A 19,804-nucleotide genomic window follows, 5' to 3' on the forward strand; every position below is an offset into this window, starting at 1 on the left:
AAGATGAAAGCATCGACCAAATTGGGGTTGGCGGCGCTCGCGGGGGCTGCCGTCTTCGCCGCGCTCCCGGCCTGGGCGCAGACCACGGCGGCGGCGGCCGTCTCGCCGATTCCAAAGGCCACCGTCGACAAGGGCGATACCGCCTGGTTGCTGGTTTCCTCGCTACTGGTGCTGATGATGTCGGTGCCCGGCCTTGCCTTGTTCTATGGCGGCCTGGTGCGCACCAAGAACATGCTCAGCGTCCTCACGCAGGTGCTGATGATCGTGTGCATGGTCGCAGTGATCTGGGTCACCTACGGCTATTCGGTCACCTTTACCGGCGGCAGCGCTTATTTCGGCGGCTTCTCCAAGGCGTTCCTGATGGGCGTCGACGCGAACAGCCAGGCAGCGACCTTCTCCAACGGGGTCTATGTCCCTGAATATGCCTATATCTGCTTCCAGATGACCTTTGCCTGCATCACGCCGGCCTTGTTCATTGGCAGCGTGGCGGAGCGGGTGAAATTCTCGCCGCTGATGCTGTTCACCGCTTTGTGGGTGACGCTGGTCTATTTCCCGATCGCACACATGGTGTGGTATTGGGGCGGGCCGGACGCGATTGCTTCGGCGGCGCTTAAGGGCGCAGCCGCACTGACCGCGCAGAATGCCGATGCGGGCAAGCTGTTCCAGTGGGGCGCGCTCGATTTCGCTGGCGGCACCGTCGTCCACATCAACGCCGGTATCACCGGTCTGGTGATGTGCATCCTGCTCGGCAAGCGTCTGGGGTACCCCAAGGAGCCGATGCCGCCGCACTCGCTGACCATGACCATGATCGGTGCCAGCTTGCTGTGGGTCGGCTGGTTCGGGTTCAACGCCGGTTCCAACCTCGAAGCCAATGGCGTCACCTCGGTTGCCTTCATCAACACCTTCGTCGCCACCGCCGCTGCTGGCCTGTCCTGGCTGCTGGTCGAACAGATCGTGCGCGGCAAGCCGTCGCTGCTGGGGGCTGCCTCGGGTGTCGTGGCGGGGCTCGTCGCGGTCACCCCGGCCTCGGGTTATGCCGGGCCGATGGGGTCGGTCGTGCTCGGCCTGATCGTCTCGCCGCTCTGCTTCTTCTTCGTCGCCAAGGTGAAGTCGTGGTTCAAATATGACGACTCGCTCGACGTGTTCGGCGTGCACTGTGTCGGCGGCATCACCGGCGCGATCGCGACCGGGATCCTGGTTTCGCCCAAACTCGGTGGCCAGGGCATCGCCGACTACGCGACCAAGCCCGGCACCATGGTCGCTGGCAGCTATGACATGCTCGGCCAAGTCATCACCCAATGCTGGGCCGTCGGTCTGACGCTGGTCTGGTCGGGCGTCGGTGCAGCGGTGCTGTTCGTCCTGATCGACAAGACCTGGGGCATGCGTGTCAGCGCCGATGTCGAGCAGGAAGGCCTCGACATCGCCGAACATGGCGAACGCGCTTACCACTATTGAAGAGATTGGCTGCCGGGTTCGGGGGAGCCCGGCAGCAAACCATGTTCCTCCTGCGGACGACCTAAGGCCGGTGCGGCAACGCACCGGCCCTTTTTCTTTGTGAAGGCCCGGACAGGGGCGAAGGTGGCTAAGGCTGCGCGGCCAGGCCGTTGACCAGCATATCGGCAATCACGTCGGCGACCGCCTCGGGGGCGAGGTCATCGGTCCACACGCCGTAGCGCAACCCCAGGAACACGTTCATACCCATCACCGCCCAGGCGTGGACTTCGGACACGTCGCTACGGATCTCGCCGCGCGCCGCCGCTGCCTTCAGCCGTGCCGCGATACGCTCGGCGGTCGTCGCATAATGCAGGTGGAAGGATTCGGGATCGACGAATTCGGCTTCGTCGATGATGCGGTAAATTTCCTTGTGCCCGCGCACAAAGGCGATGAATTCGAGCAGCCCGGCACGTTCCGCCGCGATCTGGTCGGGTGCTGCGCGAATCGCCGGGCGACGCGGTCGCGGACCTGATCCGACATGTCGCGCACCAGCGCGCGGAATACGGCGTCCTTCGAATCGAAATAGGTGTAGAAACTGCCCAGCGCGACACCGGCCCGACGCGTGATGCCGCTGACCGAGGCTTCGTGGAACCCACGCTCGCCGAATTCGATCGCCGCCGCATCGAGGATGGCGCGCAACGTCTTGCGCCCGCGCTCGGTGCGCGGTGCCTTGCCGGCGCTTGCCGAGTCGTCGAGGCGCACAGCGTCGCCGCGCGCGGCCAGATCGCCCGCTTGCGCCGCGTCGCTGTTGCCACCACGCCACGTTTGGCTGCCATCGTATGGTCCTCCCCAAATCCCAAGTTGAAACCTGGTTCATGTTTCAGTAAAGCGAGAAGCACAGGCGCACAACCCGGATGCATATCGGGCCATGTGGATGCGCCGCAGGAGGGGAAAACCGATGACACGCCTGAATTCCGTGCGCCTGTTGCTCAATGCCAGCGTCGCGCTTGCTGCCATGGTCGCCGCGCCTGCCATGGCCCAGACCACCCCGACGCCAGCAGAACCGGAAGCGGTCGCCGAGAACAGCGACATCGTCGTCACCGCGCGCCGCCGCGCGGAGACCTTGCTGGATGTGCCGATCGCGGTGACCGCCTTCAGCGCCGACCGACTCGAAAAGACGGGTGTGGTCGATCTGACCGATATCCAGAACGTTACCCCCAACACCACGCTGAAGGATGCGCGCGGCACCAATTCCACGCTCGCCGCCTTCATCCGCGGCGTTGGCCAGCAGGATCCGGTCCCCGGCTTCGAGGCGGGGATCGGCATCTATCTCGACGATGTCTATCTCAACCGGCCGCAGGCGGCGGTTCTGGATGTGTACGAAGTCGATCGAATCGAAGTGCTGCGCGGGCCGCAGGGTACGCTCTATGGCCGCAACACCATTGGCGGCGCGGTCAAATACGTTACCAAGCGCCTGGCCGATGTGCCCGAGGCGAGTTTCAAGGCGAGCTATGGGTCGTTCAACCAGGCCGACGGCATCGTCAGCCTGTCGACGCCGGTCGGATCGCTGTTCAAGATTGGCGTGTCGGGCGCGCGGCTGACGCGTGACGGCTTCGGGCGCAACACCAACCTCAACATCGACAATTACAACAAGAACGTCTGGGCCGGGCGCGGCACGATCGAGTTTGCGTCGCCCGACGGGCGGATGTCGCTGCGGCTGACCGGCGATTACACCGAGGATAAATCGAACGCTCGCAACGGATCGCGACTGATCACCAGCTTGCTGACCGCGACGCCGGTGCAATCCAACCCCTTCGACACCCGCGCCGGGCTCAACAACCCGCGCCAGAACATCCAGGCGGGCGGGCTTTCGCTGGTCGCGACGGGCGAACTGACCGACCATCTGACGCTGAAGAGCATCAGTGCGTTCCGCAAGGATCGTTCCTTTACACCGATCGACTTTGACGCGCTGCCCGCGGTCGATGTCGATGTGCCCGCCGTGTATCGCAACGAACAGACCAGCCAGGAATTTCAACTCGCTTACAAGAGCGACAAGCTCAACGGCCTGGTCGGCTTCTATTATCTGGGGGCCAAGGCTTCGACCGGTTTCGACGTGCTGCTGTCGACGACGCTCCCCAATTTTGACGCCTATACCGCTGGCGACGTGCGGACCGAAACCAGCTCGATCTTCGGCGATTTCACCTATGATTTCACGCCGCAATGGAGCCTGTCGCTGGGCGGGCGCTACACCTGGGACCAGCGCCAGTCCTATGTCTTCAAGGCCAGCTATTTCGGCGTGACCTCGGAATTTGGCGGCAGCCCGACGCTGGTCGGCGCACCATCGACGGACTTCCGTGGCACCGCCAACTTCAAGCGCTTCACCCCGCGCGCTTCGCTGAGCTTCAAGCCGACCGCCGACCATCTGCTGTATGCGTCTTACTCGGAAGGCTTCAAAGGCGGCGGTTTCGATCCGCGCGGTTCTGGTACCTCGGCACCAGACGTCAATCAGGATGGCGTGCGCAGCTATCAGGAAATCTACAACTATCTGTTGTTCAAGCCCGAAGTGGTGAAGAGCTATGAAATCGGCTGGAAGGGCGCACTGTTCGAAAAGCGCCTGACCTTCGCGCTCGACGGCTTCTATTCGGATTACAGCAACGTGCAGGTGCCGGGGTCGGTCGGCTGCATCATCGGTGGCGTGCAGTCCTTCTGCGGCATCACCACCAACGCCGCCAAGGCGACGATCAAGGCGTCGAACTCGAATCGAACGCGATTCTCGCGCGGGATTTCGCAGGGGCGGGGTCGAACGTGACGCTTGCCGGGACGCTGGGTTATATCGATGCCAAGTACAAAACCTTCATCGGGCCGACCGGGACCGACGTCGCCAATGTTCGCGTGTTCCAGAACACGCCGGACTGGACGCTATCGGGTACGCTCGGTGCCACGGTTCCGGCCGGGCCGGGCAAGGTTAACGCCTCCACCACGGTGTCGTATCGCAGCCTGACGCATCAGTTCGAAACCGCCAGCCCGTTCCTCGACCAGCCGGGCTATGCGCTGTGGGACGCGCATTTGACCTATACCTTTGGCAAGGGGCGCTATTCGATCGGCGTCCATGCCAAGAACATCACCGACAAGCACTATAAGACCTCGGGCTATCAATATATCCGCACCGATCTGGCTGGGAATCCGATCAATCTCGCGAACGTGCCGGTTCCGAATGGCCCTTATGTTCCGACGCTGGGCAAGGAAGGCATCGCCACCGCCTTTTACGGCAATCCGCGCCAGGTGTTCGGTACGATTACCGCGAAATTCTGAATCGCGGCGGTTACAAACAGGTGGGCCGGGCACTCGACGCGGGGTGCCCGGCCCTTTTTACGATTGAGGGCAGGCAACATGACCACCGACACCCCCCGCCCGGCAAACCGCGCGCTCGTCCTGGCGATGCTGCTGCTGGTCTATACCTTCAATTTTCTCGACCGGCAGATTTTGAGCATCCTGGCGCAGCCGGTGAAGGCGTCATTGGCGCTGACCGATACACAGCTCGGTATGCTCGGGGGCCTCGCTTTTGCCGCGCTCTATTCGACGCTGGCGATCCCGCTCGCCTTGCTGGCGGATCGCACCAGCCGTTCCTGGGTGATTGCGCTGTCGCTCGGCGTGTGGAGCGTGTTCACCGCATTGTGCGGCACCGCGCAGAGCTTCGGGCAGATGTTCGCCTTTCGCCTCGGCGTCGGCGTCGGCGAAGCGGGCGGGGTGGCACCCTCTTACGCGCTGATCGGCGATTATTATCCGGCCAACACGCGGGCGCGGGCGCTGTCGATCTATTCGCTTGGCATCCCGGTCGGCGCGGCGGCGGGGGCGTCGCTCGGCGGCTATATCGCGCAGACGGTCGAATGGCGCAGCGCGTTCCTGGCGGTTGGGGTGGCGGGGCTGCTGCTTGCGCCTGCGTTTAAATGGATCGTGCGCGATCGCCCGCGCGCGGTGGCACCGGTGGATCAAGTGCCGATCACCCATGTCTTCGGTATCCTCGCCGCCAAGCCGAGCTTCTGGCTGCTCGCCTTCGGGGCGGCGGCAGGGTCGATGTGCGGTTATGGCGTGGCTTTCTGGCTGCCGAGCATGATCATGCGCAATTACGGTCTGGGCTTGAGCCAGACCGGGCAGTTCTTCGGCGCGTTGCTGCTCAGCGGTGGCGTTGCGGGTATTTTGCTGGGGGGGATGGTTGGGCGACCGGCTCGGGGCGCGCGGGCGGCGCTGGTACGCGCTGTTTCCGGCGATCTGCTATGTGGTGGGGACGCCGTTGTTTATCGCCGGGGTATTGGCCGGATCGTGGCAGGCCGCGTTCGCCTTGTTCCTGCTGCCACAGGCGCTGGTCTATGTCTGGCTCGGGCCGGTGCTGACCGCCGTCCAGCATCTCGTCCCCGCCCATATGCGCGCGACCGCCTCGGCCAGTTTCCTGCTCATCAACAATCTGATCGGGCTTGGGCTGGGCTCCTGGGCAATCGGCTCGCTGTCGGACCATTTGGCACCAGCCTATGGCACCGACGCCCTGCGCTATGCGATTGCGACGGGCCTGTGCCTGTATCTGGTCGCGGGCGCGCTAATGGCGCTCGCCAGCCGGTTTCTAACGCGCGATTGGGTGGAGTGAGGGCAGGGGCTGGAAAGCAGCGTTTGATGCCGCCCTGCCTGTTTAAGAAGTGGTGTCCCGTAGAGGACAAGGTTGGGCAATCAGATTATCGGAAAACCTCGGTCAAATGAAAGTATCATGCTAAAAATTATGCCGGAATTTTTCGGTCGGTATTTCTCCCCCGATTGGCTCTCAATCCCGCGCCTCTCGTATTGAATCAAGCTCAGCCAGCCGCACCGGATCGTCGGCTGCCAGTTCTTCCTCTAGATAATAGGAATATGGGATATCCCGCACCATTTGTTGCGTCGCTTCACTAAACTCCGGTGCGATGATCGCAAAGGCGTCGACCAGTTCGCGCAGGAATGTCTTATCTAGCGCCTTAAGATCAGCGCCCAGCAACTCCATCATCTGGATAGCCTCGTCGGGATCGAGAATATCGTCTTCCGTGAGGTCAAGAAAAAGCGAAAAATGAGCAATAATTCGTGCGATCTGAATTGCAATCATGGTTTCACGATCCTGATTTTTATGTTCGTAACATTCAACTTTTTTTAGTAATTTTATAGCCGCAAGGCGCTCGTGTTCATTAGGAACTTCCCAAACGCCGATGAGGCGATGCTGCGACAAAACTTCGGACTGGCGCAAGACTTGCGCTCGTGCTCGCGGCTGATCCCGAATGGCCCATTTTCTATCAACCACATATTCGCCATGCACCCCGTCGAATTTGACCGGCCGCCTCGATCCATTGGGAAGGGTCCGGGTTAAGGTCGGCGCTTGGCCGGACCGAGCACCGGTCGCTTGGTCATTGTAAAGTTTCCAAGGCTTGTCGGAGGTAAGGTTCTCTTTAACCCAACCGATTTGCGGCGGATCATAGGAAATGCGCGGCGTTACAGCGCGCATACGGCGCAAGGCGGACACCTTCGACAGCGTCGCTCCGGGTGCTGCCGCCAGCGCGACATTGCCAACGATCGATCCGGTGGCACGGCCAAGGTCGCGCGAAGACGCATGTGCAATCGTATTGACCGCGCGAGCGATATGAATCCGCGCGGGCGTGTTTTCGGCTACCAGGACCGAATCGATCGTTTCGGCAATACCGATAGCTGTATTGCTAACCGTGGTGATAGGGTTTGTCGTGAAAAGGGAATATGCCCCGGCGGCCGTCTCTTTCCCGACATGATACAGGCCTTCGCCAACCCCGCTGACGAATTCGACGGCAGAGTTCCGCTGAGCGCCAGGTTGCGTATGCTGTGGCTTAGGTGGGGCCGCCGTTGAGCCAAGGCGGCCGGAAGGCGAAGGTCCCACTTTCGGCCCTGCTCCGTTAATCGGCTTCTTCGGCTTGCTACGGTTGCCTATCGGTGCTCGATGGTCACCGGCCCGTCTGATCGGGCTGGTCCTGTCGCGACCATAGTTCTGCCCCGAGCCCGCAAAGGTGAACCGCCCATCCGCCGGATCGTGCCAGGGATTAAATTTGAGTTCGATGCCGTCCGCGAAGGCTACGCGCGGCAATCTGCCGGTTCGCAGCCAGATCGAAAATGCGCGTCGTCGCTGGCTCTCGGATATCAGGATCATGCCGCCCTCGCTGCTTTATGCGGCGAGAACATTTGAGCAACATTTTCCTACACGTCAACCGGAAATTCCACCGGTCAACGCCGACACAGCCCCGCCTTACTCCTCTAATGGGATGCGATTCTAAGAATGTGGTGCGGCCGAGAAGACTCGAACTTCCACGGGCTTTCGCCCACAACGACCTCAACGTTGCGCGTCTACCAGTTCCGCCACGGCCGCACGTAACATCACCGGGCACGCCCGGCAGCTGGTAGGCGAGCGCCCCTAGCAAAGCATCGCGGCGGGCGCAATGCCTATCGCAATCGGGATGATGCGCGTAGCAGGCGCGGATGCCGGTTGCCCCACTCCCAAGTCGCTCCGACCGATGCGTTGCGGAGACGCGGCGTATTCTCACGCTGGCGTGGCCGGTGATGCTGACCAGCCTCAACTGGACGATTTTGAGCGTCACCGACATCGTGGTGGTCGGCCTGACCGGCACCGACCAGGTCGCCGCTTTGGGCGCGAGTCGCGCGCTGACCTTCGTGACGATCGTCGCCGGGCTGGCGTGGTTGTCGGGCACGTTGGTGTTCACCGCGCGTGCCGATGGCGCGGGTGACCTGCCGCGCACGGGGGCGACGCTGCGCGAAGGGCTGGTGCTGGCGCTGGTGCTGGGCGCGCTTGGTGCGCTCGGCTTCGGGCTGTTTGCCGAAGCGATGCTGGGCGGCATTGGCGTCGCGCCCGCTTTGGTGGGCCCGGCGGCGCGCGTGGTGCGGGTGATGGCGCTGTCCTATCCGTTTCAGTTGACGATCATCGCGGCGAGCTTCTTTCTGGAAGCGATATCGCGCCCGCGGCGGGTGATGGTGGTCAACCTTGCGGTTCTGCCGCTCAACGCGGTGCTGGCCTGGGCGTGGTCGGGCGGCCATCTCGGCTTGCCCGCTTTGGTGCCGTCGGCGCGGCTGCGGCAACGGCGAGCGCGTCGCTGATCGGCGCGGGGGGCATGCTGGCGGCGGTGTGGACGACAGACAATGCGCGGGCGCGCGGCGTGCGCGATCTTTCGCGGCGGGCATGGGTGGCTGCGGTGCCCGGTGCGGTGCGGCTGGCGCGCTTCGGGATCGTGCCCGCGATCGCCTCGGGCTTGGAGCTGGCGGGCTTTTCGATTCTGATCGCGCTGTCGACCGATTTCGGACCGGTGACCGCGCACGCTTTCCAGATCGTCTTCTCGGTCCACAACGTCACCTTCGGGGTCGCGTTGGGGCTTGGATCGGCGGCGGGGGTGCGCGTGGGCAATGCCGTGGGCGAGGGCACGCCCGCGCTGGCGGTACCCCGCACCGTGATCGCTGCTGGGCTGGCGGCGCTGTTCACGGGCTTGCTGGCGATCGTGATCGTGGTGGCGCGCTGGCCGATCGTCGCAGCGTTCCCGGCGGCCGCTGGCGTCCACGCGGTGGCGCTGGCGATGCTGCCGATTTGGGCACCGTTCATTCTGTTCGACGGCGTGCAGGTGGTGTTCGTCTATGCGCTGCGGTCGCTGGGCGACCAGATTGCGGCGGGGGTGAACAGCATCATGGCGTTCTTCGTGGTGACCGGCGGGGCGGGGTGGCTGTTCGTGCACGCGGGGGGGCGGGCCGCTTGGGCTGGTCTATGCCTCCGGGCTAGGGATGGTTGCCGCCGCACTCCTGCATGGCGGCCGCTTCGCCTGGCTTAGTGCGCGGCTTCGCCGGAAAAACTGAGCACCAGCTCCTGCGCGTTGACGGGCACGTTGACTTGTGCGGAGTTGAACTGGACTTGCCCCTTGGGCGGCAGCGTGGTCGCCTCGGGTCGGATGATCCAGCTGAACACGATCCGCTTCTGCGCATCGCGCAAGTCGGCGCGGATGTCGGGGATGGGCTGGCGTGTGTCGGTGGGGTTGAGCACGATGCCGCTGACCGCGAAAATCTCGTTGCCGTTAAAGGTATGCTGGTCGACCGGCTTGCTGACGATTTTCAGCGGCGTGCCGGTCGCCGGGCGAAACAACTGGCCCGCCAGCCCGGGAAGGTCGGCATAGAAAACCAGCGCCGCTGCCGCGAGCATGGCGATGCCAGCCGCGAGCGCCGCCACGGTCCAGCGCCGCGCCGGGTTGCGGCGTGGGCGAAACGGCGGTTCGTGCGCGAACGCATCGTAGTCTTCATAGGGCGAAGCCGCCGCGCCGGTTGCAGGCGAGCTTGCAGGCAGAGGCTCGGGCGGGGTCTCGACGTCCGCCTGAACCCGGGGCGCGACGGGCGGCGGCGCGATCGGTGCCGCTTCGGCCCGCGCAACCAGATCGAGCATGGGCGCGCCCGCCTGGAACCAACTGTGCTTGCAGCTTGCGCAGCGCACGGTCCGCCCGTCGGCCCCGATAGCGGAATCGGGAACGAGGTAACGCGTGTGGCACTCGGTGCATTCGAGGATCATGATACGGCTTTGGCCCCGTTACCGCCCTGTGGCAACGTATCCCCCGAATCTAAGCCCAGGCAGCCGGGCTAGGCAAGCCTTTCGCAAGTCGATCATGCTGCCCGCGCTTGTGGCGGCGCGCCGGATCGTGCGATGCAGATGCAGGGCATTGATTATAGAGCGAGCAGCACGCGCCACATGGCGAATATCGTCCAGTTTGAAAATGTGGGGCTACGCTACGGCACCGGCCAGGAGACGCTGTCCGACGTCAGCTTCACGCTGTCGACCGGGGCATTTTATTTCCTGACCGGCGCATCGGGCGCGGGCAAGACGTCGTTGTTGAAGCTGCTCTATCTGGCGCAGCGCCCGACGCGCGGCAGCATCCGGCTGTTCGGCGAAGACGCGGTGACCTTGCCGCGATCGCGCTTGCCTGGCTTCCGGCGGCGGATCGGCGTGGTGTTCCAGGATTTCCGGCTCGTCCCGCATCTCTCGGCCTTTGACAATATCGCCTTGCCGCTGCGCGTATCGGGCGTGCCCGAAAGCGATGTCGAGGCACCCGTGCGCGAGATGCTCGCCTGGGTCGGCCTCAGCGACCGCGTCGACGCGAAGCCGCCAACGTTGTCGGGCGGCGAGCAGCAGCGCGTGGCGATTGCGCGCGCGGTGATCGGCCGACCCGAAATCCTCGTTGCCGACGAACCGACCGGCAACGTCGATCCGGACATGGCGGAACGATTGTTGCACCTGTTCGACTCGCTCAATCGGCTCGGTACGACGGTCGTGGTGGCAACCCACGATTTCCACCTGCTCGGGCGCATCCAGAAGGCACACATGATGCGGCTGGACCACGGGCGTTTGCTCGACCCGACGGGTTCGTTGCGCTTTCCCCCGCCCAACGGCACCGGCGGTAGCGAATGAGCGTGCGAATGATTGCATCGGCGGCCGACCGCCGCTTGCTTGACGAGAGTCGGGGCACGCGGGCCATGATGTGGATCATGGCGATCATGCTGTTCCTGACGGTGCTTGCCGCCGCGCTTGGGCTGGGCACGCTGGGAGCGGCGGCGTTGCTCGACCGGCAATTGGCCGGCCGGTTGACGGTGCAGATTGTCGAGCCCGTGGAGAGCAAGCGGCTCGACCAGGCAGCGCGCGCGCTCGCCGTGCTGCACGCGGATCCGGTGGTAACGCGCGCGGTCGCGGTCGATCGCGCCAAGCTGACGACCTTGCTGCGCCCGTGGCTGGGGGCCGACGGTGCCGATCCCGATTTGCCGATCCCGGCGATGATCGACGTCGATCTCGGCGCGGCCAGCGATGCCGCGGTGGCACGCGTGCGCGAAGCCGTGCTGAGCGTCGCGCCCTCCGCACGGATCGACCGGCATGAAAGCTGGATGTCGCCGGTGCGCAGTTTCATGGGGCTCGTCACGCTGCTGGCGGCGGGGCTGGTCTTGCTGATGGCGACGGCCACGGCGGCGGTCGTGGTTCTGGCGGCACGCGCCGGGCTGGAAACGCACCGGGCGACGATCGAGGTCTTGCACATGCTGGGGTCGACCGATGTTCAGGTCGCGCGGCTGTTCCAGCGCCGGATCGCGCTCGATACGTTGATCGGCGGCGTGCTCGGCACGGTCGTCGCGGGCGGCGTGGTGATGCTGATTGGCTGGCAATTGACGACGCTTGGCTCGGATTTGCTGGGAGGCCTGGCACTTGGCACGCGCGATTGGGTGCTGCTCGGGGCATTGCCGCTGGTGTTCGCGCTGCTGGCAACGCTCGCGGCACGGCAAGCGGTGCTCGGTGCGCTCGGACGCTATTTGTGATCGCGCGGGTCCTGGGCTTGCTCGTGCTGCTCTGGTTGCTTGGGTTTGCGGTTTTCCTGGCGACGATGCCGGCACCGCTTGTCGGCCCGCGTACCGATGCAATTGTGGTGCTGACGGGGTCTGCCGGGCGGATCGATCGCGGTCTCACGCTGCTGCAGGGGCATATGGCCAAGCGCATGCTGATCAGCGGCGTCGCGCCGGAAGTGCGCCCGGCCGAACTGGCGCATGAATATCGCGTCAGCCCGGCGCTGTTCGCGTGCTGCGTCGATTTGGGCCATGAAGCAGTGGATACCCGCTCCAACGCCGACGAGACGGCGGACTGGGTGCGCAGCCACGGCTACAAGACGGTGCGGCTGGTGACCTCGGATTGGCATCTGGCGCGGGCGCGGCTCGAACTGGTCAATGCGCTCGATGGGGACGCGACCGTGTTCGGGGATGGCGTGCCGAGCAGCCCGCGCTACGCCGTGCTGATCGGCGAATATAATAAGCTCATTCTGCGCAAGGCTGCCTTGCTGATCGGGGCCGTCACGTGAACGCTTTGCGAAACTGGCTGTTCATGCTGGTGTTTTACGGGGGGTCGGTGCCGATTGTGCTGACCTCACCAATTTCGGCGCTGTTCGGCTGGCGCGCGATGGTGGTGCATACGCATTTCTGGACCCGCTTCCATGGCTGGGCGACGCGCACGATCCTCGGTATCCATCAAAACATTGAAGGCGCGCGTTTCGGGGATACGACGGGGCCCGGCCATATCGGCGGGGTGCCCGTGCTCTATGCCGCCAAGCACCAGGCGATGTATGAAACACTCGAGCTGGGGCGAATGCTGCGCAACCCGGCGATCGTGATGAAGCAGGAGTTGACCGATATCCCGGTATGGGGCTGGGCGGCGCGGCGCTACGGGGTGATCGTGGTCGATCGCGAGGCGTCGGCGGGCGCACTGCGGCGCATGTTACGCGAGGCGCGCGCGGCGCTTGCCGAGCAGCGCTCGATCCTGATTTTCCCCGAAGGAACGCGCGTGGCACCGGGCGAACAGCCGCCGCTGCGCGCCGGGTTCGCCGGGCTGTACCAGATGCTCAAGATCCCGGTGGTGCCGGTGGCGATCAACAGTGGACAGATATGGCCCAAACACGGCCCGAAAGTGCCGGGAGTGGTGACCTTCCGGTTCGGCGAGCCCATTCCCCCCGGCTTGCCGCGCGCCGAGATCGAGCGGCGCGTCCATGCGGCGATCAACGCCTTGGACACGCCGCAGGCCTAGCAACGCCGACGTCTTAGTCGTGCGCGCGCCCGAAATCCGGGGCCGGATCGTCCTGCCCCTGTTCGATGATGCCGCGTCGCACCGCGCGGGTCTTGGTGAACAGGTCGAACAATTCGTCGCCCTTGCCCCAGCGGATCGCGCGTTGCAGCGCGGTCAAATCTTCCGAGAAGCGCTGTAGCATGTCGAGCACCGCCTCGCGATTGGCGAGGAACACGTCGCGCCACATCGTCGGATCGGACGCGGCGATGCGCGTGAAATCGCGAAAGCCGCCAGCCGAATATTTGATGACTTCAGATTGGGTAACTTCCTCCATGTCGGATGCCGTGCCGACGATGGTATAGGCGATCAAATGGGGCAAATGGCTGGTGATGGCGAGCACGCGGTCGTGATGGTCGGGGGCCATCGTCTCGATTTCCGCGCCCAATCTGCGCCAGAATTCGGCAACGCGTTCAACGGCGAGCGGATCGGCATTCTCGGGCGGGGTGAGGATGCACCAGCGTTTGTGGAACAGCGTCGCGAAGCCCGCTTCGGGCCCGCTGCGCTCGGTCCCCGCGACGGGGTGGGCGGGAATGATCGTGGCACCGGGCAGCGCCTCGGTCAGCGCGCGCAGCACTTCGGCCTTGCAGCTGCCGACATCGCTGACCACGGCTTCGGCAGGCAGATCGGCCGCGAACTCGGCGGCGGCTGCTCCCATCGCGCCGACGGGCACGCACAGGATGACAAGGTCCGCGTCGATCACCGCAGCGCCGCTGCTATCGGCGACATCGTCGAACAGCTTGAGCTGGTCTGCGACGAGACGAACGTCCGCGTCGGCATCGTAACCGGTCAGCCGGACCGTCGGCATCGCGGCGCGCGCGGCGCGGGCGATCGACGAGCCGATCAGACCGATACCGATGATAGTGACACGAGCAAAGGGCAGCATGACGTCGCGCATGGCGGATGCTCATTCCATTGGCAAGCTGGCGTTGTCCGTCCGGCCTGCTAGGAGGCCGCGTGGGGAGATAGGAATGCGGGGAAGTGAAACGGTCTGGCGCGCTTTGGCGATGGCACGACGGGCCAATCTTACCGACACACAGCAGTCGGCACCGATCCCGGGGGGACCAGGCGAGACGCGACGTGCGGTATTGGCTGCACTCGCGGCGGCGGGGGCGGCAACCGCTTTGCCTTCCCCTGGCCATGCGGGGACGGCGAGCGCGGGCCCCGTAGCGATTATCGGCGGCGGCATCGCCGGGTTGACTGCTTTGTGGCACCTCACCCGCGCCGGGATCGACGCGCGCCTGTATGAAGCGCGCGCGCGGCTGGGCGGGCGGGTCTATACCGCACGCGAGCCGGGCAAGCCGACATTCGAGGCAGGCGCGCAGCTGGTCAATACCGACCATGCCGATATGCATGCGCTCGCCCGAGAATTCGGTTTGGCGCTGATCGACCGCAAGGGCACGCCGCACCGCACGATGATCCTCGCCGATGGCCAGGAGGTGCCACAGAGCAAGCTCGCTGCCGCGTTGCGCGGTATCGCCGGGCAAATCGACGCCGATTCGGTGCGGATGGACCAGGATTATGCGCGGGTCGGGCCCGAGCTCGATGCGCTGAGCTTTACCGACTATCTCGACCGGCATGCCGATTTGATGCCCGAACCGTGGGTCCGTCGCCTGATCGAGGCGACGGCGCGCACCGAATATGGGGTGGAACCGGGAGAGGCATCCGCAATCGAACTCGTGTTCAACCTGCCGACGGTCAAGGGGCGGCGGATCGACGTTCTTGGACGCAGCGACGAACGCTATCTTATTTCCGGCGGCAGCGGCGCGTTGATCGACGCCATGGCGGCGCGGTTGTCGGCCCGCATCCAGCTCAATCGCCGCGTCACGCGGATTGATCCGTTCGGGGCCGGGGTCCGCGTGGTATTTGCCGACGGAAAAACCGTCGATGCCGCCAACGTGATCGTCACGACCCCCGCGTCGATCACGCGCAACATCGATTTTCAGGTTCCCCTGCCGCCGCTGTGGACGCGTTTCATTACCGAGGTCGGATTGGGCATGAACATGAAGGTTCAGGCGGGGATGACCGCGCGTCCATGGGATGCGGTGGTCGGGCGCGGCGGCGACATCTGGCAAACCAACGCGCGGGCCGGAGTGGCGAGCGGCTGGGATGGCAGCGTGCGCGGCGGCGGTGCGTCGGGCGACATGTGGACATGGTTCCTGGGCGGCGCGCAGGTGGCGGCGGCCGACCGGCCGGAGCCCTTATCGCTGACTGCCAAATATGCCGTCCAGGTGGAGCCCGGCGTGCCGGGCATGCTGGCTGCCACCGGGCCGTTCGTGCGTCGCACCAACTGGCATCGCGATCCGATGGCGATGGGCGCTTATGTCAATTTCCGGCCGGGCCAATTGACGCGCTTCGGGCGGCTGATCTGGACCGAGGTAAGCGGGGTCGTAAAGGCTCCGGTTTCGGCCGGCCCTGTCTTGTTCGCGGGCGAACATCTTTCCGACGCTATCCCGGCTATATGAATGGCAGCGCGCAGACCGGACGGCTTGCCGCCTCGACGATCATCGCCAGCCGGGCGCATGCGCGACGCTTGAGTTGATCGCCGCATGATCCTAACCAGCGCGGAATGACTGAGGACGCGCGTTTCGGGCTTGCCCGCCATGTAAGGTTGCCCGGACCGCTGCGGCTGGATGGCGGCGCGCTGCTGTCGCCGGTCGAAATCGGCTATGAAACCTACGGCACGCTCAATGCCGATCGCAGCAATGCCGTGCTGATTTGCCATGCGCTGACGGGCGACCAGCATGTCGCCTCGCCGCATCCGGTGACGGGCAAGCCCGGCTGGTGGGCGCGCATGGTTGGCCCGGGCAAGCCGGTCGATCCGCCGCGGCATTTCATCATCTGTACCAATGTGATCGGCAGTTGCATGGGGTCGTCCGGCCCGGCGGCGATCAATCCGGCGACGGGTCGGCACTGGGGTATGGCCTTCCCGGTCATCACCATTCGCGACATGGTGCGCGCGCAGGCGCTGTTGCTGGATCATTTGGGCATCGCCACACTGGCCGCGGTGATCGGCGGATCGATGGGCGGCATGCAGGCATTGAGCTGGCCCGCCACTTTTTCCCGATCGCGTCCGCGCTGCGGTGGTGATCGCCTCCACCGCGCGACACAGTGCGCAGAATATCGCCTTTCACGAAGTCGGCCGACAAGCGATCATGGCCGATGTAAAGTGGCGCGGCGGCGAATATTATGAAACCGGCGATCCGCCGGCGGCTGGCCTGGCGGTGGCGCGGATGGCGGCGCACATCACCTATTTATCGGAAGCCGGGCTGACCGAAAAATTCGGACGCCGCCTGCAGCAGCGGCCCGACCGGCCCGATGGCGCGATCAGCTTCGGGTTCGACGCCGACTTCCAGATCGAAAGCTATTTGCGGCATCAGGGCATCAGCTTCGTCGATCGCTTCGATGCGAATTCCTATCTCTACATCACGCGCGCGACCGACTATTTCGATCTCGCGGCGGAGCATGGCGGGCATTTGGCCAACGCCTTTCGCGCCACCAAGGCGCGCTTCTGTCTGGTCAGTTTCGATACCGACTGGCTCTATCCGACCCCGGCCTCGCGTGCGATCGTACACGCGCTCAACGCGGCGGGTGCGCCGGTCAGCTTCGTGGAGTTGTCGAGCCCTTACGGCCATGACGCTTTTCTGCTCGACGCGCCGGAGATGAATCGCGTGGTGGACGGTTTTCTGAGGGCGGGCGCATGATCACGCTGTCCGACGACAAAGCGCGGCTTGATGTCGCGCGCGTGCATGGCTGGTTGGCATCGAGTTACTGGTCGCCGGGCATAGCGCGCGATCTGGTCGAACGCGCGATCGCGGGGTCGCATTGCCTGGGCGCTTATCGGGATGGCGTGCAGGTGGGCTATGCCCGCGCGATCACCGACCGGGCGACCTTTGCCTGGATCGCCGACGTCTGGGTCGATTCGGCGGTACGCGGCCAGGGTTTGGGGCGGCGGATGGTGCAATGGTACGTTGATCACCCGGATTATGCAGGGATCCGGCGGATCGCCCTGGTCACGCGGGATGCGCATGGCGTGTACGCGGCGCTCGGCTTTCACGCGCCGATCCGACCGGAAAACTATATGGAACGGCTCGATCCGGTCTTTGCGGCGAGCCTGCGGTCATGACATTGCGCCCCGATCTCGCGATCATTGCCGACCATGTCGCACCCGGCAGCCGCGTTCTCGATGTCGGCTGCGGTGATGGCGCGCTGATGGCGGCGTTGCGCGACGCCAAGGGTGTCGATGCGCGCGGACTGGAGCTGGATTCGGCGAATGTGGCGGCGGCCGTGTCGCGGGGGCTGTCGGTAATCCAGGGCGATGCCGATATCGATCTGGCGGATTATCCCGATGCGAGCTTCGATTACGCAATCCTAAGCCAGACTTTGCAGACCGCGCGCCGCCCGGACGTGGTGCTCGATCATTTGCTTCGCGTTGGGCGACAAGCCTTCGTCTCCTTCCCGAATTTTGCGCATTGGCGCGTGCGGATGTCGCTATTGTGGGGCGGGCGGATGCCGGTAACGCGGCTGTTGCCCGAACAATGGTTCGATACCCCCAACATCCATCACGTGACGATCGAAGACTTTCGCGCCTTTGTGAAGCGCGCGGGATTGAGGTGCAGGGCGCGTGGTTCCTGTCCGGCGATCAACAGACCGGGTCGGTGCAGGCCAATTTGTTGGCGGAACATGCGGTGTTCCAATTGGGCGGCCTTGTCCGAAAGGATTGAGCGAGATCAAGGAACCATCACCCCCGATACCGGGTTAGATAGTCCCAGGTCCCTATCCGAATGAAAAACGCCATGCCCGCCACTGCCCTCATTGTCGAAGACGAGATTTTCGTCGCGCTCGACCTCGAACGTATTCTGGTTGATGCCGGTTATGCGGTGAAGGCGATTGCAGCCGATCGCGACGGGGCGATCGATGCCGCGCGCGATTGCAGCTTCGCGCTGGTGGATATCAATCTCCGCGATGGTCCGACCGGCCCTGAACTCGCGCGCACGCTGGCGCGGGATTATGGGGTCAAGGTCGTTTTTCGTCACCGCCAATCCCGGACAGATCGCGCATCCCAGCGGGGCGCTTGGCTATGTCCGCAAGCCGTTCAGCGAAGCGGCCATCCTGGCGGCGGCGGCCATTGCCAGCGCGTCGGCGGAGGTTGACGCCAGCGCCACCACCAGCGCGGACTTCGTCCCGCTCACCAATTAAGGCTTAGTCGCGGCGCAGGGCCGGGTTGGGAATGGCGATGGCCACGCGGAGCCCGTCCGGCTCCCACCGTTGCTCTACGGTCCCGCCCAATTGACGAACCACACTCAGTTCGATCAATTGCGAGCCGAACCCGGTCTTGGTCGGAACGTTGACGACCGGGCCGTCGCGCTCCTGCCATTCCAGCACTGCGCGTTCGCCATCGCGGCGGGTTGCGATCTCGACGACACCCGCGTCGCTCGACAATGCGCCATATTTCACGGCGTTGGTGGCAAGCTCGTGGAACAGCAAGGCCAGCGGCGTCGCCGAGCGATCGTCGATTTCGAAATCCACGCCCTGCACATAAATGCGGGGGGCGGCTTCGGGTTGATAGGGCAGGAACAGTTCGCTCAGCAGGCCATGCAGGCTGTTTTGCGAGACGGACGGGCGCGATTGCGCACTGTGCGGCCGCACGAAATCGTGCGCGCGGCCGAGCGCGGTCACCCGCTCGCGTAAATCGCTGGCGATCGGGCCGAAGCCGGGATTGCTGCGCGCGGACAAATTGATCAAACCCGAAATTACCGCGAAGATGTTCTTGATGCGGTGGCTCAGCTCGTGCGCGACGATTTCGCGCTGCTCGCTTGCTTCCTTCTGTTCGTGAATATCGGTGCAGGTGCCGAACCAGCGTACGATCGTGCCGTTATCGTCATACATGGGCAGCGCGCGACCGAGCGTCCAGCGATATTGGCCGTCGGCCCGGCGCAGGCGATATTCGATCTGATACGGCGCGCCGGTTGCCAGCGAGTGTTGCCATATCGTCCAGGCCCGTTCCTGATCCTCCGGGTGAAACATGCCGTTCCACTCCGCGCCATCGGTCGAGCCAACTGGCATCCCGGTAAATTCATACCAGCGCGCATTGTAATAATCATGGAAACCGTCGGCTCGAGTCGACCAGACCATCTGCGGCATGGTGTCGGCAAGCACGCGAAAGCGCCCTTCGCTATCGTCGAGCTTGGCACGCGATTGCGCTGCGCTGCGATTGTCGCTGAGCCGCGCCAGAACGTCGGCGGCCAGCACACGCAACCCCTGGCGCTGAAGCTCGGTCAGGCCGGGGCGCGGCACCGTATCGATCACGCACAGCGCGCCCAGCGGCAGGCCGTCCTCGCGAACCAACGGCATCCCGGCATAAAAGCGGATGCCAAGCGCACCCGTCACCAGCGGGTTATCGGCGAAGCGCGGATCGATCGTCGCGTCCGGCACTTCGAGAATATCGTCCAGCACCATCGCATGCGCGCAAAACGAGGTTTCCCGAGGAGTCTCGGTCGGCTCCACTCCCGTACGCGCCAGGAAGGTCTGGCGATGCTCTTCGACGATACTGACCAAGGCAACCGGCGCATCGCACAAAGCCGCCGCGAAATCCGTGATTCGCGTAAGCGCCGCATCGTCGCGTAGCGCCTCCACGCCATATTCGGCGATGGCAGCAGTGCGCAATCGCTCGTCGATCCGCCAGCCCGAGCGGTTGGACATGGCGGGAGA

At 64.5% G+C, this 19,804-nt stretch carries 14 protein-coding genes, 1 tRNA gene and 5 pseudogenes; 14 read left to right on the top strand and 6 right to left on the bottom strand.

What is annotated here, in order from left to right; all coding sequences use genetic code 11:
* Window positions 1-3: 3 nt before the first annotated feature.
* Window positions 4-1,455: an ammonium transporter gene (locus tag NW75_RS22395; RefSeq protein WP_033967543.1), complete on the top strand. Its 1,452-nt coding sequence runs from the start codon at window positions 4-6 to the stop codon at window positions 1,453-1,455.
* A 127-nt stretch (window positions 1,456-1,582) separates the two neighbouring features.
* Here the strand turns inward: NW75_RS22395 and NW75_RS22400 are convergent.
* Window positions 1,583-2,217 (bottom strand): annotated as a pseudogene (locus NW75_RS22400) (TetR/AcrR family transcriptional regulator).
* A 175-nt stretch (window positions 2,218-2,392) separates the two neighbouring features.
* On the opposite strand from NW75_RS22400, the pseudogene NW75_RS22405 reads away from it, so the two are divergent.
* Together NW75_RS22405 and NW75_RS22410 are read left to right on the top strand one after the other, a co-directional pair.
* Window positions 2,393-4,746 (top strand): annotated as a pseudogene (locus NW75_RS22405) (TonB-dependent receptor).
* 78 nt (window positions 4,747-4,824) lie between these two features.
* Window positions 4,825-6,073: pseudogene (locus NW75_RS22410) on the top strand (spinster family MFS transporter).
* Window positions 6,074-6,244: 171 nt separating this feature from the next.
* On the opposite strand, the gene NW75_RS27115 reads toward NW75_RS22410, so the two are convergent.
* Both NW75_RS27115 and NW75_RS22420 read right to left on the bottom strand, forming a co-directional pair.
* The gene (locus NW75_RS27115) at window positions 6,245-7,618 is read right to left on the bottom strand and encodes a hypothetical protein (protein WP_231565388.1); all 1,374 of its coding nucleotides are present in this window, start codon (window positions 7,616-7,618) and stop codon (window positions 6,245-6,247) included.
* Between the two features lie 129 nt (window positions 7,619-7,747).
* Window positions 7,748-7,834 (bottom strand) — tRNA-Leu (locus NW75_RS22420).
* A 110-nt stretch (window positions 7,835-7,944) separates the two neighbouring features.
* Here NW75_RS22420 and NW75_RS27120 point away from each other — a divergent pair.
* Window positions 7,945-8,577 (top strand): MATE family efflux transporter, encoded by a 633-nt coding sequence (locus tag NW75_RS27120; protein WP_231565389.1) that lies wholly within the window; start codon window positions 7,945-7,947, stop codon window positions 8,575-8,577.
* Window positions 8,502-9,296, top strand: a complete 795-nt coding sequence (locus tag NW75_RS27125; RefSeq protein WP_231565390.1) for an MATE family efflux transporter — start codon at window positions 8,502-8,504, stop codon at window positions 9,294-9,296. Before NW75_RS27120 ends, NW75_RS27125 begins: the two co-directional genes overlap by 76 nt.
* Here NW75_RS27125 and NW75_RS22430 read toward each other — a convergent pair.
* Complete coding sequence (locus tag NW75_RS22430; RefSeq protein WP_033967544.1) at window positions 9,293-10,021, bottom strand: MJ0042-type zinc finger domain-containing protein; 729 nt, start codon at window positions 10,019-10,021, stop codon at window positions 9,293-9,295. The two genes, NW75_RS27125 and NW75_RS22430, sit on opposite strands and share 4 nt — an antisense overlap.
* Before the next feature lie 177 nt (window positions 10,022-10,198).
* Here NW75_RS22430 and ftsE point away from each other — a divergent pair, with 177 nt between their 5' ends.
* The 4 genes from ftsE to NW75_RS22450 are packed head-to-tail and all read left to right on the top strand — an operon-like array spanning window position 10,199 to window position 13,057.
* Window positions 10,199-10,915 carry a cell division ATP-binding protein FtsE gene (ftsE, locus tag NW75_RS22435; protein WP_033967587.1) on the top strand — a complete coding sequence of 239 codons (717 nt, stop codon included), beginning with the start codon at window positions 10,199-10,201 and terminating at the stop codon, window positions 10,913-10,915.
* Complete coding sequence (locus tag NW75_RS22440) at window positions 10,912-11,805, top strand: cell division protein FtsX (protein ID WP_033967545.1); 894 nt, start codon at window positions 10,912-10,914, stop codon at window positions 11,803-11,805. Before ftsE ends, NW75_RS22440 begins: the two co-directional genes overlap by 4 nt.
* Window positions 11,802-12,338 carry a YdcF family protein gene (locus NW75_RS22445; RefSeq protein WP_033967547.1) on the top strand — a complete coding sequence of 179 codons (537 nt, stop codon included), beginning with the start codon at window positions 11,802-11,804 and terminating at the stop codon, window positions 12,336-12,338. The genes NW75_RS22440 and NW75_RS22445 overlap by 4 nt, the downstream gene beginning before the upstream one ends.
* Window positions 12,335-13,057 carry a lysophospholipid acyltransferase family protein gene (locus NW75_RS22450; RefSeq protein ID WP_033967549.1) on the top strand — a complete coding sequence of 241 codons (723 nt, stop codon included), beginning with the start codon at window positions 12,335-12,337 and terminating at the stop codon, window positions 13,055-13,057. The genes NW75_RS22445 and NW75_RS22450 overlap by 4 nt, the downstream gene beginning before the upstream one ends.
* A 13-nt stretch (window positions 13,058-13,070) precedes the next feature.
* Here NW75_RS22450 and NW75_RS22455 read toward each other — a convergent pair whose 3' ends face one another.
* Complete coding sequence (locus NW75_RS22455; protein WP_033967589.1) at window positions 13,071-13,979, bottom strand: prephenate/arogenate dehydrogenase family protein; 909 nt, start codon at window positions 13,977-13,979, stop codon at window positions 13,071-13,073.
* An 85-nt stretch (window positions 13,980-14,064) separates the two neighbouring features.
* On the opposite strand from NW75_RS22455, the gene NW75_RS22460 reads away from it, so the two are divergent.
* From NW75_RS22460 to NW75_RS22480, 5 genes and pseudogenes are all read left to right on the top strand, one after another.
* On the top strand, window positions 14,065-15,558 hold the full coding sequence (locus tag NW75_RS22460; protein ID WP_231565391.1) for a flavin monoamine oxidase family protein: 1,494 nt from the start codon (window positions 14,065-14,067) through the stop codon (window positions 15,556-15,558).
* Window positions 15,559-15,662: 104 nt separating this feature from the next.
* Window positions 15,663-16,797: pseudogene (gene metX / locus NW75_RS22465) on the top strand (homoserine O-acetyltransferase MetX).
* Window positions 16,794-17,219, top strand: a complete 426-nt coding sequence (locus NW75_RS22470; protein WP_033967550.1) for a GNAT family N-acetyltransferase — start codon at window positions 16,794-16,796, stop codon at window positions 17,217-17,219. Before metX ends, NW75_RS22470 begins: the two are co-directional and overlap by 4 nt.
* On the top strand, window positions 17,216-17,881 hold the full coding sequence (metW, locus tag NW75_RS22475; RefSeq protein ID WP_231565392.1) for a methionine biosynthesis protein MetW: 666 nt from the start codon (window positions 17,216-17,218) through the stop codon (window positions 17,879-17,881). Before NW75_RS22470 ends, metW begins: the two co-directional genes overlap by 4 nt.
* Before the next feature lie 8 nt (window positions 17,882-17,889).
* Window positions 17,890-18,292: pseudogene (locus tag NW75_RS22480) on the top strand (response regulator).
* Between the two features lie 3 nt (window positions 18,293-18,295).
* Here the strand turns inward: NW75_RS22480 and NW75_RS22485 are convergent.
* Window positions 18,296-19,795, bottom strand: coding sequence for a PAS domain-containing protein (locus NW75_RS22485; RefSeq protein ID WP_033967552.1), 1,500 nt, complete (start codon window positions 19,793-19,795; stop codon window positions 18,296-18,298).
* Window positions 19,796-19,804 lie beyond the last annotated feature (9 nt).

This window comes from Sphingomonas sp. Ant H11, from assembly GCF_000797515.1.
Classification (GTDB): domain Bacteria; phylum Pseudomonadota; class Alphaproteobacteria; order Sphingomonadales; family Sphingomonadaceae; genus Sphingomonas.